Below are 13,988 nucleotides of genomic sequence, written 5' to 3'. Positions count from 1 at the left end.
GCGCCTGCGCCTTTCGGCGCATCCCGGAATGACGATACACATGGGTGACAGGAACATGCGCATCACCATCCTCTTCGGCGGCTCCAACCGCGAACGTCTGGTCTCGGTCGCCACCGCCCAGGCGCTGCATCAGGCGCTGCCCGAGGCTGACCTCTGGTGGTGGGACGTCGAGGACAAGGTGCACGTCGTGCAGTCGAAGCAGCTGCTCGAGCATGCCCGCCCGTTCGAGGACGAGTTCAAGCCGGGCACGTCAGGCGTTCCGCTCGCGCAGGCGCTCGACCGGGCCAAGGCGGAAGATCGCGTGCTGGTGCTCGGCCTGCATGGCGGGCGTGCCGAGAACGGCGAATTGCAGGTGATGTGCGAGGCGCGCGGCGTGCCGTTCACCGGCTCGGGCTCGGCGTCCTCGCATCTCGCCTTCGACAAGATCGCAGCCAAGCGCTTCGCCGCGCTCGGCGGCGTGACGCCGCCGGAGAATCTTGCGCTCGATGATATCGACGAGGCCTTCGCCGAATACGGCCGGTTGATCGCAAAGCCCGCGCGCGACGGGTCGAGCTACGGCCTGATCTTCGTGAACGCCAAGCAGGATCTCGTCGCCGTCCGCAACGCGGCCAAGCATGAAGAGTATGTCATCGAGCCCTATATCGCCGGCGTGGAGGCGACCTGCGGCGTGCTGGAGCGCACCGACGGCTCGATCATCTCGCTGCCGCCGATCGAGATCATTCCGGGTGAGGGCAATTTCGACTACGCGGCGAAATATCTTCTGAAGTCGACCCAGGAGATCTGCCCCGGCCGCTTCGCACCCGAGATCACCGCCGCGCTCAAGGAGCAGGCGATGCTGGCCCATCGCGCAATGTCCTGCACCGGCTATTCCCGCTCGGACTTCATCGTCTCGGACAAGGGCCTCGTCTATCTCGAGACCAACACGCTGCCCGGGCTGACCAAGTCCTCGCTCTACCCCAAGGCGCTGAAAGCCGAAGGCATCGAGTTCGTCGACTTCCTGCGCGGCCTGGTCGAGCTCGCCTGCCAGCGTGTGCGGAAATAGTCAGGACTGGTTAACGGCCGAATCGGCGAAACCGGCCGGTTTGGCGACCAAAACCGGTAAAATGCCGGACATCGCGGCGCAAATGCCTCACATCGCGAGGCAAAATGCGCAAGTCGTTAACGAATTTTACCTTTTGTTTACCAGGACGTCCGAAGGTTAACGCTGGCGGCGCATATGGCGCTTTGGCTGCCGGCGCGAGAGCTGTCGCGGGGTGATGTCACCCTCCAGCGAACGCTTTGAAGGGGAGAGGTTTTCTTCTGCTGAAGACCAGCACCCGGCCCGGCAGGTCCGAGACGTCATGTTCGCCAGGATCCGCGCGATGTCGCGGGCAAACTGTTGACGAGCTCGTGCAATGGATGGAGCAGGAAGCCTCACCCGGTCGCTTTTCAGATCGCTGAGGCCCCAAGCTGACCTGAAGGCGGCCGCTATCGGAGCGGGCGTGCTTCTGCGCGAGTGGATGCAGGACAAGCACGAAGAGGCGCGCGCTGCCGCCAACGACAAGGCCAAAGCCAAGGCCAAGGTCAGGGCCGTCGTCGAGCGCGAGCCGCCGCCGCGCGTGGTCGCGCTGGTCGAGCGCTATCTGCCGCGCCGGGTCGGCCTCAGCATGACCGTGCTGCTCCTGATCGGCAGCTGCGGCTTCGGCATCGTCAAGGGCGGCCACCTCCAGGATTTCGTCACCGCGGTCAGCGATGCCCGCAATGCGCTGGCCAATTCCGCCGGTTTCCGCATCACCTCCGTCGTGATCAACGGCCGCAAGCAGCTGACGCAGGACGAGATCCTCGCGATCGGCGGCGTCAGCGGCCGTTCCTCGCTGCTGTTCCTCGATGCGGACGCGGTGCGCGACAAGCTCAAGGCCAATCCCTGGATTGCGGATGCGACCGTGCTGAAGCTTTATCCGGGCCAGCTCATGATCGAGCTCACCGAGCGCAAGGCGTTCGCGCTGTGGCAGGAGGCCGGCCGGCTCTCCGTCATCGCCGACGATGGCGCCGTGCTCGAGCCCTATGTTTCGCGCCGCTTCCTGTCGCTGCCGCTCGTGGTCGGCAAGGGCGCCGACGCCCAGGCGCGCGATTTCCTGGCGCTGCTGGCGCGCTATCCGCAGGTCAATTCGGTGACCAAGGCCGCGATCTACGTAGGCGAGCGGCGCTGGAACCTGCGGCTCAAGGACGGTCTCGACATCCGCCTGCCCGAGCAGGACGTCGGCAACGCGCTTGCGACGCTGTCCAAGCTCGACAAGGAAGACCGGCTGTTCTCTCGCGACATCGTCGCCGTCGACATGCGCCTGCCGGACCGGCTGGTGGTGCAGCTCTCCGAGGACGCCGCCAAGGCGCGCGAGGAGCTGTTCAAGGACAAGAAGAAAAAGAAGGCCGGGGATTCCGCATGACCGGTCTCGATCGCACCCAGACGCCGAAGACGCGCCCGATGCCGCACAAGCGCGGCGGCATCGTCGCCTGCCTCGACATCGGAACCAGCAAGATCGCCTGCATGATCGCGCGGCTGAAGCCGTCGCCGCCGAGCGATGCGCTGCGCGGCCGCACCCATGCGGTGGAATTGATCGGCTACAGCCAGATCCAGTCGCGCGGCATGAAGGCCGGAGCGGTGATCGATCTCGGCGAATGCGAGCAGGCGGTGCGCCAAGCCGTCGGGCTTGCCGAAAAGATGGCCAAGGTGCGGGTCGAGTCGGTGCTGCTGTCGGTCTCCGGCGGCCGGCTCGCCGGCCAGCTGGTCGAAGCCGCCGCCGACATTCGTGGCGGCGCCGTGACGCCGGCCGATGTCAGCCGCGTCACCTCCACCGGCATGCGCCACGCCACCGGCGAAGGCCGCACCGTGCTGCACGCGCTGCCGGTCGGCTACACGCTCGACGGCGTCAAGGGCATCCGCGATCCCCGCGGCATGGTTGCGCACCAGTTCGGCGTCGACATGAACGTCGTCACCTGTGACGCCACCGTGGCGCGCAACCTGATGCTGGCGGTGGAGCGCTGCCACATCAATGTCGAAGCGATGGCAGCGAGCTCCTATGTGGCCGGCCTGTCGGTGCTGACCGACGACGAGGCCGATCTCGGCGCCGCCGTCGTCGAGATGGGCGCCGGCACCACCACGATTGCCGTTTATTCGGGCGGCCGCTTTGTGCATGCGGCGGGTTTTGCGGTCGGCGGGCAACACATCACGATGGATCTTGCGCGCGGACTCTCGGCGACCATTGCCGATGCCGAGCGAATCAAGACCTTATACGGCACCGTCATCACCGGCGGATCGGACTCGCGTGAGCTGATGTCTGTGCCGACAGCCGGTGACGAGCAGGATCTGCCGCAGATCGTCTCCCGCGCCACCATCGCGAACATCGTCAAGCACCGTGCCGAGGAAGTCTTCGAAATGGTTCGGGACAAGCTGAAGGATTCGCCCTTCGCCGCAGAGCCCAACGGCCGCGTCGTGCTCTCGGGCGGCGCCTCGCAGCTGACCGGTCTCGTCGATCTCGGTACCCGGATTCTCGGCCGCCCCGTGCGGGTCGGCCGTCCGCTCGGTTTTGGCCGGCTGCCCAACGAGGCGAAGAACGCCGCGTTCGCGGTGCCGACCGGACTTCTCGTCTACCCGCAATATGTTCACCTCGAACATGTCGAACCGCGGCATACGCGGCAGCAGGTCAAGACAGGGACCGGCGGATATTTCGGAAAGGTCGGACGATGGCTACGCGAGGGCTTCTGATGACCGCATTCTGCAATCTTCGATTTTCACCAACTCCCGCGGCCACCGGCCGGGGCGAACCCACGCGCGCGTGATCGAGAGGCAACCATGACCATCAGCATCAATGTTCCTGATATTCACGAACTGAAGCCCCGGATCACCGTATTCGGCGTCGGCGGCGCCGGCGGCAACGCCGTCAACAACATGATCACGGCGGGCCTGCAGGGCGTCGACTTCGTGGTCGCCAACACCGACGCGCAGGCGCTGACGATGTCGAAGGCGCAGCGCATCGTGCAGATGGGCACGGCCGTCACGCAAGGCCTCGGCGCCGGCTCGCAGCCGAACGTCGGCGCCGCGGCGGCGGAAGAGGTGATCGACGAGCTGCGCGACCATCTCTCGGGCGCCAACATGGTGTTCGTCACCGCCGGCATGGGCGGCGGCACCGGCACGGGCGCTGCTCCCGTGATCGCCAAGACCGCGCGCGACATGGGCATCCTCACCGTCGGCGTCGTGACCAAGCCGTTCCACTTCGAAGGCGGCCGCCGCATGCGCACCGCTGAAGCCGGCATCAACGAGCTGCACAAGGTCGTGGATACGCTCCTGATCATCCCGAACCAGAACCTGTTCCGGGTCGCCAACGAGAAGACCACCTTCGCCGACGCCTTCGCGATGGCCGACCAGGTGCTCTATTCGGGCGTTGCCTGCATCACCGACCTGATGGTCAAGGAAGGCCTGATCAACCTCGACTTCGCCGACGTGAGAGCGGTGATGAGGGAAATGGGCAAGGCGATGATGGGCACCGGCGAAGCCTCCGGCGACAAGCGCGCGCTGACCGCCGCGGAAGCCGCGATCGCCAATCCGCTGATCGACGACAGCTCGATGAAGGGCGCCAAGGGCCTCCTCATCTCCATCACCGGCGGCAAGGACCTCACCCTGTTCGAGGTCGACGAGGCCGCGACCCGCATCCGCGAGGAAGTCGACCAGGATGCCAACATCATCGTCGGCGCCACCTTCGACGAAGCGCTCGACGGCCTGATCCGCGTCTCGGTCGTCGCCACCGGCATCGAGCAGGCCGCGATCGCCCGCAACAGCCAGGCCACCTCCGCGCCCGTCGCGAACCCGGCGCCGCAGGTGCAGCAGGCTGCCGCCCCGGCCGCCGCTGCCGAGAGTCGTCTCGCCGACCTGACCGCCCGGCTCCGGGCCGACAACCAGCGTCTGGCCGAGCGTGCCCAGAAGCTCGAAGCCCAGACCCCGGTCGCCGCGCCGGCTCCCGCTGTCGCCGCGCCCCGTCAGAACGTCGAGCGCGCTGCGCTCGCCGCCATCGCCGCTGCCGTGGCCGAGGTGCCGCAGGCGCCCGCGCCGCAGACCTATGGCGACGTCACCGTGCGCCCGATCGCGCAGAAGCCGACCCTGTTCCCGGAGCCCGACATGGCCCCGGTCGCGGTGCAGGAGCCGATGACGCCGGATACCTTCATCCCGCCGCAGGCCGAGCGTCCGGCCCGCGCGCCACGCATGCCGCGAATCGAGGAGCTGCCGATGCCGGCCCAGGCCGAGATTCGGCAGGCCCGCGGCGAGGCTGAGGAAGAAACCCCGCAGAAAACCCGCCTGTCGCTGTTGCAGCGCCTCGCCAATGTCGGCCTTGGCCGTCGCGACGAGGAAAGCGAGCCGCCGGTCGCGGCCCGCACCGCCGGTCCCGCCATGCCGCCGCTGCCCGAGCGCCGGCCGCAGAAGACCGTGGCGCAGCAGATCGCATCCAGCGAGCCGGTATCTGAGTATGCCCGCCGTCCTGCGCCGCAGGGCCTGGACGTCCATGGGCGCCCCGCACCTGTTGCGCCGGCGCCACAGGGTGACGACCATCTCGATATCCCGGCCTTCCTGCGGCGGCAGGCGACCTGAGGATTGTTACAATAAGGCAGACGAAAAAAGGTCCCGGCGAGAACCTTGCCGGGACCTTTCCTTTTGCCCCGGGCATGTCCGGATTGCGCAGCCAAGCAACTGATTTTAAATCATTAATTACGCATTCGGTGGTTCAGTAAAACTGCCGGCAGGGACCCCGAACACCGGCGCAATTTGGTTAAGCCTTGGCGCGAATACGGCAGGTTTGGGGTAACAATCGGTAAAAAAGCGTGAGTTGGCGCTGTTTGAGGCAGCAACTATGGTTTGCCGTGACTTGGGGATACGGGGATTCGGTAGTGTCGGCTCTGGCCGGCCAAGCGGGTCTCGTATAAGTCGCAGTGGGTCGTAGTGGGGCGGGTTCCTGATGAAATTTAGCCGGCAAACAACGCTTCGTGCGCAAGCCTCCGTGGCAGGCGTGGGCGTTCATTCCGGTCTTCCCGTTACTGTCGCGCTTGGGCCTGCGCCTGTCGACGCAGGTTTTATTTTTGTCCGGACCGGACTTGAGGGAAGTGACCGCGAAGTCCAGGCGACCGCCGACCAGGTGATCGCGACCGACTTTGCCACCGTCCTCGGCGACCGCACCGGTCCGCTGGTGTCCACGGCCGAGCATGTGCTTGCTGCGCTGCGGGGAATGGGTGTGGACAACGCCACCATCGAGATCGACGGTCCCGAAGTCCCGATCATGGACGGCAGCGCCGCGGCCTTCATCGCGGCGATCGACCAGGCCGGCATCGTCACCCAGCCGGCACAGCGCCGCTTCATTCAGGTTTTGAAGCCGATCTCGGTCAAGATCGGCGATTCCTTCGGCGAGATCAGGCCCCACGCCAATGGGTTCCGCGTCGAGGTCGAGATCGATTTCACCAATCCCGTCATCGGCCAGCAGGCTTACGCCTTCGACGTCAACCCTGAAGGTTTCCGCCGCGAAGTCGGCCGGGCCCGGACCTTCGGCCTGATGAGCGATGTCGCGCGGCTCTGGAGCGCGGGCTACGCCCTCGGCGCCTCCTTTGACAACACCGTCGTGTTCGACGACGAGCGGCTGCTCAACACCGAAGGCCTGCGCTACGCCGATGAATGCGCCCGCCACAAGGTGCTGGACGTGATCGGCGATCTCTCGCTGGCCGGCCTGCCGCTGCTTGGCGCCTACCGCTCGGTGCGTGGTGGCCACAAGGTCAACCACGCCGTCCTGACCGCGCTGCTCGCCGACCGGACCGCCTGGCGGGTGGTTGAGGGCGAGGCTGCCCGCCGCACCACGCGTCCCGTGGGTGAGGTCGGTCGCGGCATCGTCGGCGGCCGGATCGTTGCGGCCTTCGGACCGGATGTGTCCTGACGCGGCCTGCCGCCTTCGGAACGTGGTTGGCGGCCCCGGAAAACTCCTGGTAACCATGATCGGCTAGCATTGCGGCAGGTTCGCCTTAATCCGGGCGAAATGCCTCCCTATCCGGTTCGTTAACGGTCGTTTTTCGGATACATCGGCGTGGTCGCACGGCAGGCACCACGGTTACATTTCGCGCCCATGAGGGGTTCGTGGGCTGGCGGACACCGCATCACAGGGCGTCAGGGCTTAAACTCATGTCGGCACAGCGTATGACGCGCGGATATTTCTCGGTCTCGTCGCGAGCCCGCGGGCTGCTTCAGGCCGTCACCTTCATCATGCTCGCGCTGCCGCTCGCCGGATGCGGCACGGGCGCGCTCTGGGACAAGTTCACCGCCAAGGACGACACCTTCGTCGAGGAGCCCGCCGACAAGATCTACAATGAGGGCCTGTACCTCATGAACGAGAAGAAGGACATGAAGGCGGCGAACAAGAAGTTCGAAGAGGTCGACCGCCAGCATCCTTATTCCGAATGGGCCCGCAAATCGCTGCTGATGTCGGCCTATGCGTCCTATCAGGGCGGCGATTATGACGGCTGCATCGGCGCCGCCACCCGCTACGTCACGCTGCATCCCGGCAGCCCGGACGCGGCCTATGCGCAATATCTGATCGCCGCCTCCCATTACGACCAGATCCCGGACATCAGCCGCGACCAGACCCGCACCGAAAAGGCGATCGCGGCGCTGGAAGAGGTGGTGCGCAAATATCCGAACTCGGAATATGCGACCTCGGCCAAGGCCAAGATCGAGGGCGCCCGCGACCAGCTCGCGGGCAAGGAAATGAACGTCGGCCGCTACTACGCCCAGAAGCGCGACTACACGGCCGCCATCAATCGTTACAAGACCGTCGTCACGCAGTACCAGACCACCCGCCATGTCGAGGAGGCGCTGTTCCGCCTGACCGAGGCCTATATGGCGATCGGCATCGTCGGCGAAGCGCAGACCGCGGCGGCCGTGCTTGGGCACAATTTTCCTGACAGCCGCTGGTACAAGGACGCCTATAATCTTGTAAAATCCGGCGGTCTCGAACCGAGCGAGAATCAGGGGTCCTGGATCAGCCGGACCTTCAAGAAGATGGGTCTCGGCTAGGAAATTTGGTTCCATGCTGGCGCGTCTGTCGATCCGTGACATCGTCCTGATCGAACGGCTCGATATCGAATTCGCCTCCGGCCTCGCGGTTTTGACCGGCGAGACCGGTGCAGGCAAATCCATCCTGCTCGATGCTTTTGCGCTGGCGCTCGGCGGCCGCGGCGATGCCGGCCTCGTGCGTCACGGCGCGGAGCAGGGGCAGGTCACGGCGGTGTTCGATGTCCCGAAGAATCACCCTGCGACGAAGATCCTGGCCGAGAACGGTCTGGACGACACCGGCGAGATGATTCTCCGCCGCGTGCAGCTCGCCGACGGCCGCACCCGCGCCTTCATCAACGACCAATCGATCAGCGTGCAGACGCTGAAGGCGGTCGGCACCGCCCTGGTCGAGATCCACGGCCAGCACGACGAGCGCGCGCTGGTCGATGCCGCCACCCACCGCCGCCTGCTCGACGCTTTTGCCGGCCTCGAAAAGGACGTCGCGGCGGTCGAAGCGCTCTGGGACGCGCGCCGCACCGCCAACACCGCGCTGGAGGAGCATCGCGCCGCCATGGAGAGCGCGGCGCGCGAGGCCGATTATCTGCGCCACGCCTCCGACGAGCTGAAGCAGCTCGCGCCCAAGGACGGCGAGGAGACTGCGCTGGCCTCCCGCCGCACCACCATGATGCAGGGCGAGAAGATCGCCTCCGACCTGCGCGAGGCGCAGGAAGCAGTCGGCGGCAATCATTCGCCGGTCGCAGCCCTCTCGGCAGCGGTGCGCCGGCTAGAGCGCCGCGGCGTCAACTCGCCGGCGCTGGTCGAGCCCGCGGTGAAGGCGATCGACGCCGCGATCAACGCGCTGGAGGAAGCCGACCAGCATCTCCAGGCGGCGCTGGCCGCAACCGATTTCGATCCGGCCGAGCTCGAGCGTATCGAGGAGCGGCTGTTCGCATTGCGCGCCGCCTCGCGCAAATATTCGACGCCGGTCGACGGGCTCGCCACGCTGGCCGCCAAATATGCCGCCGACGTCGTCCTGATCGATGCCGGCGCCTCGCGCTTGAAGAAGCTGGAGCAGGCCGCGATCGAGGCAGACAGCCGCTATGCTGCGGCCGCCAAGAAGCTGTCGCTGGCGCGGAAGAAATCGGCGGAGAAGCTCAACAAGGCAGTCAATGCCGAGCTCGCCCCGCTCAAGCTCGAACGCGCCAGGTTCATGACCCAGGTCGAGACCGACGAGGCTGCGCCCGGGCCGCAAGGTTTCGACCGCGTCGAGTTCTGGGTGCAGACCAATCCGGGCACCAAGCCGGGTCCCTTGATGAAGGTCGCCTCCGGCGGCGAGCTGTCGCGCTTCCTGCTCGCGCTCAAGGTCGTGCTGTCCGACCGCGGCTCGGCGCCGACGCTCGTGTTCGACGAGATCGACACCGGCGTCGGTGGTGCGGTGGCCGACGCCATCGGCGGGCGCCTGGCGCGGCTTGCCGGCAAGGTCCAGGTCATGGCCGTGACCCACGCCCCGCAGGTCGCCGCCCGCGCCGACCAGCACCTGCTCATCTCCAAGGACGCCCTCGACAAGGGCAAGCGCGTCGCCACCCGCGTCAACGCACTCGCCGCCGACCACCGCCGCGAGGAGATCGCCCGCATGCTCGCAGGTGCCGAGATCACGGCCGAGGCGAGGGCGGCGGCGGAGAGATTGCTGAAGGCGGCGACGGCTTAGGTTTGTGTCCCGGACGCGCGAAGCGCGAGCCGGGACCCAGAGCTCTCGTCGCATGGGCCCCGGCTCTGCAGCGCACCGCCGAAGAGGCGCTGCGCTGCGTCCGGGGCACGAGATTTCCACAAGCCTTTACCCTCCCGCCCGCTACGTCGTATCCAAGCATCATGGCCAGAGCAGCAAAATCCAAAGCAGCACCGCTACGCGACGTCGCCGACCTCACCAAGGCGCAGGCCAAGGTCGAGCATATGCGGCTCGCGCTCGAGATCGAGGGGCACAACGAGCGCTACTATCAGGAGGATGCGCCGACCGTCACCGATGCCGAATACGACGCGCTGCGCCAGCGCCTCAACGCGATCGAGACGCGCTTTCCCGAGTTCGTCACCGCGGAATCGCCCTCGCAGAAGGTCGGCGCCGCACCGTCGGGGCGGTTCAAGAAAGTCCCGCATGCCGTGCCCATGCTGTCGCTCGACAACGCCTTTGCGGAGGAGGACGTGCGCGACTTCGTTGGTCGCATCGTGCGCTACCTGAAGCTCGACGACGACAAGATCGACTTCTCCGCCGAGCCCAAGATCGACGGCCTCTCGATGTCGCTGCGCTACGAGGGCGGCGAGCTCGTCACCGCCGCGACGCGCGGCGACGGCGCGGTCGGCGAGGACGTCACCGCCAACATCCGCACGCTCGAAGACGTGCCGCAGAAGCTGAAGGGCCGCAACATCCCCGACATCTGCGAGGTGCGCGGCGAAGTCTACATGACCAAGAAGGCGTTCCTGGCGCTCAACGAGCGGCAGAAGGCGGCAGGCGACACCATCTTCGCCAATCCGCGCAATTCGGCCGCCGGCTCGCTCCGCCAGAAGGACCCGACCATCACCGCCTCGCGCCCGCTCGGGTTCTTCGCCTATGCCTGGGGGCAGATGAGCGCGATGCCGGAAGACACGCAGAGCGGCATGATCGGCTGGTTCGAGCGCTGCGGCTTCAAGACCAATCCGCTGACCAAGCTCTGTCGCTCGGTCGAGGAGCTGCTCGCGTTTCATCACGCGATCGAGGAGCAGCGCGCAAAACTCGACTACGACATCGACGGCGTCGTCTACAAGGTCGACCGCATCGACTGGCAGGAGCGGCTCGGCTTCGTCTCGCGCACGCCGCGCTGGGGCATCGCGCACAAATTCCCGGCCGAGCGCGCCATGACGGTGCTGCGCGACATCGAGATCCAGGTCGGCCGCACCGGCTCGTTCACGCCGGTCGGCAAGCTCGAGCCGGTCGGCGTCGGCGGCGTGATCGTGCAGAACGTCACGCTCCACAACGAGGACTACATCAAGGGCATCGGCAACAAGGGCGAGGTGCTTCGCGAGGGGCGCGACATCAGGATCGGCGACACCGTGGTGATCCAGCGCGCCGGCGACGTCATCCCGCAGGTGGTCGACGTCGTCCTGGACAAGCGGCCGAAGACCGCCAGGGAATTCCACTTCCCGAAGAAGTGCCCGTGTCCGCTGCACACCGACGTCGTGCGCGAGGAGACGGCGACGGGCGAGGAGGGCTCGCGTGCCCGCTGCACCGGCGAGTTCGCCTGTCCCTACCAGAAGATCGAGCATCTGAAGCTGTTCGTGTCGCGGCGGGCCTTCGACATCGACGGCCTTGGCGAGAAGCAGCTCCAGTACTTCTTCGACGAGGGCTGGGTGAAGGAGCCCGCCGATATCTTCACGCTGGAGAAGCGCAACGCCAAGCTGAAGCTCGAGGAGGTCGAGGGCTACGGCGCGACCTCGGTGCGCAACCTGTTCGGGGCCATCGAGAGCCGGCGGAAGATCGCGCTGGAGCGCTTCATCTACGCGCTCGGCATGCGCCATGTTGGCGAGACCACGGCGCTGGCGCTGGCGCGCGGCTACGGCTCGTGGGATGCGTTCCACGATGCCTGCCTGAAAGTTGCTGAGGGTGACGAGGAGGCGATGGCCGAGATGGATGCGCTCGACCAGATCGGCGACACCGTGATCAAGAGCATCGCCGATTATTTCGGCGAGAGCCACAATCGCGGCATCGTCGAACGCCTGACCAGGGAGGTCGAGATCGTCGACGCCGAGAAGCCGAAGAGCAATTCGGCCGTCGCCGGCAAGACCGTTGTGTTCACGGGATCGCTGGAGAGGATGACGCGGGATGAAGCCAAGGCGACGGCCGAGCGGTTAGGGGCCAAGGTATCGGGCTCCGTGTCGAAAAAGACCGATCTCGTCGTCGCGGGCCCCGGCGCCGGCTCGAAGCTCGCGGATGCGAACAAGCACGGCGTCAAGGTGCTGACCGAAGACGAGTGGCTGAAGCTGATCGCGGAGTGAGGGGCACGTCGGCTCCTCACGTTCCGTCGCCATCGCCGAGGCTCCTGTAACAAACGTCCCGTAATGATACGCGGCGGCAAGAGTTCCTTCACCTTTCGCGTTGACCCGATCTTTACCGCTTCACGTCAGGCCGCATTTACCAATGCGCGACGTCGCCCCGTGAAAACACCTGCATTCGCTTGAGTGTGCCGCATGCGCAACGCCGATTAACGCCCCGGCAACCTAAATTAGATACTCACGATAAAGATCGAATTGCACGGATGTACTGAGTTCGATCGGACGAGCGTAAGCGTAGCGTGAGTGTATCGATGTCTGTGTTGCGTAACCATCCGAAGGGCGCGCGGTTCGCGTCCTTCGGCATCGGTCTCTGCATCTTCGCATTGATGCCGAGAGAGACCGGTTATCAGGACATTGCCTCGCTGCTGGCGCACCAACCCGGCGTCGCTGAGCGGTGGCAGAAGCAGGTGTTCTCTGCTGCGTCCTCGATCCAGCTCGCCACCTACAGTTTTTCCCGTCCTATCGGCACGTCGGTTCCGCAGAGCGCGATGGTTCGGCTCGCCAGCCTCGACGGCCGCGACGTCACCGGCGCGATCAGCCGCAATCCGGCGCTGCAGGCCCCGGCGCGCTACCAGGCTTCCGACTTTCCCAAGGTTGATCGCGCCTTGAAGGGTGATCGCCTCGCAATCGTCACGCCGACACAGTCTCCCGAGACGGTCGCGCCGGCTGCAGCCCCGGCCAAGGAAGATCCCGCGACCTCGAACAGCTCGGTGTTCGGCGCCAAGACCGCCGCATTGCCGCCGGCGATGTCGCCGGAATCCGCGGCCGCGCTCGATCCCGAGCTGCAAGAGGCGCTGCGCGCACCGCCGCTGCCGCAATATTCCAATCCGCCGCAGGCGAGCGAAGCCGCGCGCGCGCTGGCGGTGCAGCCGCTGGAAGCGCTGAAGCGGGCCGCGGCGCCGGCTGCGCCCGCGCGCGATCCCTTCAGCGTCAAGACATCAAACCTGTTCTTCGGCAGCTCCTCGCTCGGCGGTAATCTCGAGACCATCGAGAGCTGGCAGCCCGGCGCCGAGCCGCTGATCGTGATGCCCGACCCCGACATGAAGGTGACGGCCTCGCTGACCCCGCCGACGGCGGAGATCGCCAAGGACATCGAGAGCGGCGAGAGCGTCGCGCCGAAGGGCGAGGTCAACGCCGATAACCAGCGCGCCAAGTCGCCGGCGGAACGGCTCGCGCTCGACGAGAAGGCGCGCGCGAAATCTGAAAAGTGCCTCGCGGAAGCCGTTTACTTCGAATCCCGCGGCGAGGCCGTGCGCGGCCAGATCGCGGTGGCGCAGGTGGTGATGAACCGCGTGTTCTCCGGCAAATATCCCGACACGGTGTGCGGCGTGGTCTACCAGAACAAGTATCGCCATCTCGCCTGCCAGTTCACCTTCGCCTGCGACAACAATCCCGACGTGATCCGCGAGCCCGAAATGTGGGAGCGGGCGAAGAAGATTTCCAAGGCGATGCTCGACGGCCAGATCTGGCTGCCGGAGGTCGGCAAATCCACGCACTACCACGCCTATTGGGTCCGTCCGTCGTGGGTCGCCGAGATGAAGAAGCTGTACAAGACCGGCGTGCACACCTTCTATCGGCCGCGCAACTGGGGTGACGGCAGCGAGGTGCCGAGCTGGGGCTCGCCTGCGCAGACCGCCGCGCTCTCGGCTGAACTCGCGCAGGAAGCCAAGAGCTCCGCGGAAATGGGCGAGCGGCGGTAGTTTCCTTACCTCTCCTTGCTTGCGCAAATGCGCTCCCTCGCCCCGCTTGCGGGGAGAGGGTTGGGGTGAGGGGGACTCTCCGCGAGGACGGTGAGAGTTGGACTCGCGGAGACTCCCCCTCACCCGGAATCCGCGCTACGCGCGCATTCCGG

At 66.2% G+C, this 13,988-nt stretch carries 9 protein-coding genes; all 9 read left to right on the top strand.

Translation table 11 applies throughout. The annotated features are described in order from the left end of the window. The first annotated feature begins 55 nt into the window (after positions 1-55). The 9 genes from ACNJYA_RS28685 (at position 56) to ACNJYA_RS28645 (ending at position 13,836) form a co-directional block, all read left to right on the top strand. Positions 56-1,042, top strand: a complete 987-nt coding sequence (locus tag ACNJYA_RS28685; RefSeq protein WP_439403483.1) for a D-alanine--D-alanine ligase family protein — start codon at positions 56-58, stop codon at positions 1,040-1,042. A 352-nt stretch (positions 1,043-1,394) separates the two neighbouring features. Beyond that, positions 1,395-2,423 (top strand): cell division protein FtsQ/DivIB, encoded by a 1,029-nt coding sequence (locus ACNJYA_RS28680; RefSeq protein WP_212254612.1) that lies wholly within the window; start codon positions 1,395-1,397, stop codon positions 2,421-2,423. Further along, on the top strand, positions 2,420-3,742 hold the full coding sequence (gene ftsA, locus ACNJYA_RS28675; protein WP_212254613.1) for a cell division protein FtsA: 1,323 nt from the start codon (positions 2,420-2,422) through the stop codon (positions 3,740-3,742). The genes ACNJYA_RS28680 and ftsA overlap by 4 nt, the downstream gene beginning before the upstream one ends. Before the next feature lie 87 nt (positions 3,743-3,829). Beyond that, positions 3,830-5,617: a cell division protein FtsZ gene (ftsZ, locus tag ACNJYA_RS28670; protein ID WP_172787250.1), complete on the top strand. Its 1,788-nt coding sequence runs from the start codon at positions 3,830-3,832 to the stop codon at positions 5,615-5,617. 364 nt (positions 5,618-5,981) lie between these two features. Next, positions 5,982-6,944, top strand: coding sequence for a UDP-3-O-acyl-N-acetylglucosamine deacetylase (lpxC, locus tag ACNJYA_RS28665; RefSeq protein ID WP_439401094.1), 963 nt, complete (start codon positions 5,982-5,984; stop codon positions 6,942-6,944). A 242-nt stretch (positions 6,945-7,186) separates the two neighbouring features. Next, positions 7,187-8,077 (top strand): outer membrane protein assembly factor BamD, encoded by an 891-nt coding sequence (locus ACNJYA_RS28660; protein WP_172787252.1) that lies wholly within the window; start codon positions 7,187-7,189, stop codon positions 8,075-8,077. 13 nt (positions 8,078-8,090) lie between these two features. Further along, positions 8,091-9,764, top strand: a complete 1,674-nt coding sequence (recN, locus tag ACNJYA_RS28655; RefSeq protein ID WP_439401093.1) for a DNA repair protein RecN — start codon at positions 8,091-8,093, stop codon at positions 9,762-9,764. Between the two features lie 161 nt (positions 9,765-9,925). After that, complete coding sequence (gene ligA, locus ACNJYA_RS28650) at positions 9,926-12,079, top strand: NAD-dependent DNA ligase LigA (RefSeq protein ID WP_212254616.1); 2,154 nt, start codon at positions 9,926-9,928, stop codon at positions 12,077-12,079. 308 nt (positions 12,080-12,387) lie between these two features. Then, positions 12,388-13,836: a cell wall hydrolase gene (locus tag ACNJYA_RS28645; RefSeq protein ID WP_439401092.1), complete on the top strand. Its 1,449-nt coding sequence runs from the start codon at positions 12,388-12,390 to the stop codon at positions 13,834-13,836. Positions 13,837-13,988 lie beyond the last annotated feature (152 nt).

This window comes from Bradyrhizobium sp. BLXBL-01 (genome assembly GCF_051853025.1).
Taxonomy (GTDB): domain Bacteria; phylum Pseudomonadota; class Alphaproteobacteria; order Rhizobiales; family Xanthobacteraceae; genus Bradyrhizobium.
The sequence above is the reverse complement of the archived record's forward strand: the minus strand, read 5'-3'. Positions and strand labels throughout refer to the sequence as shown.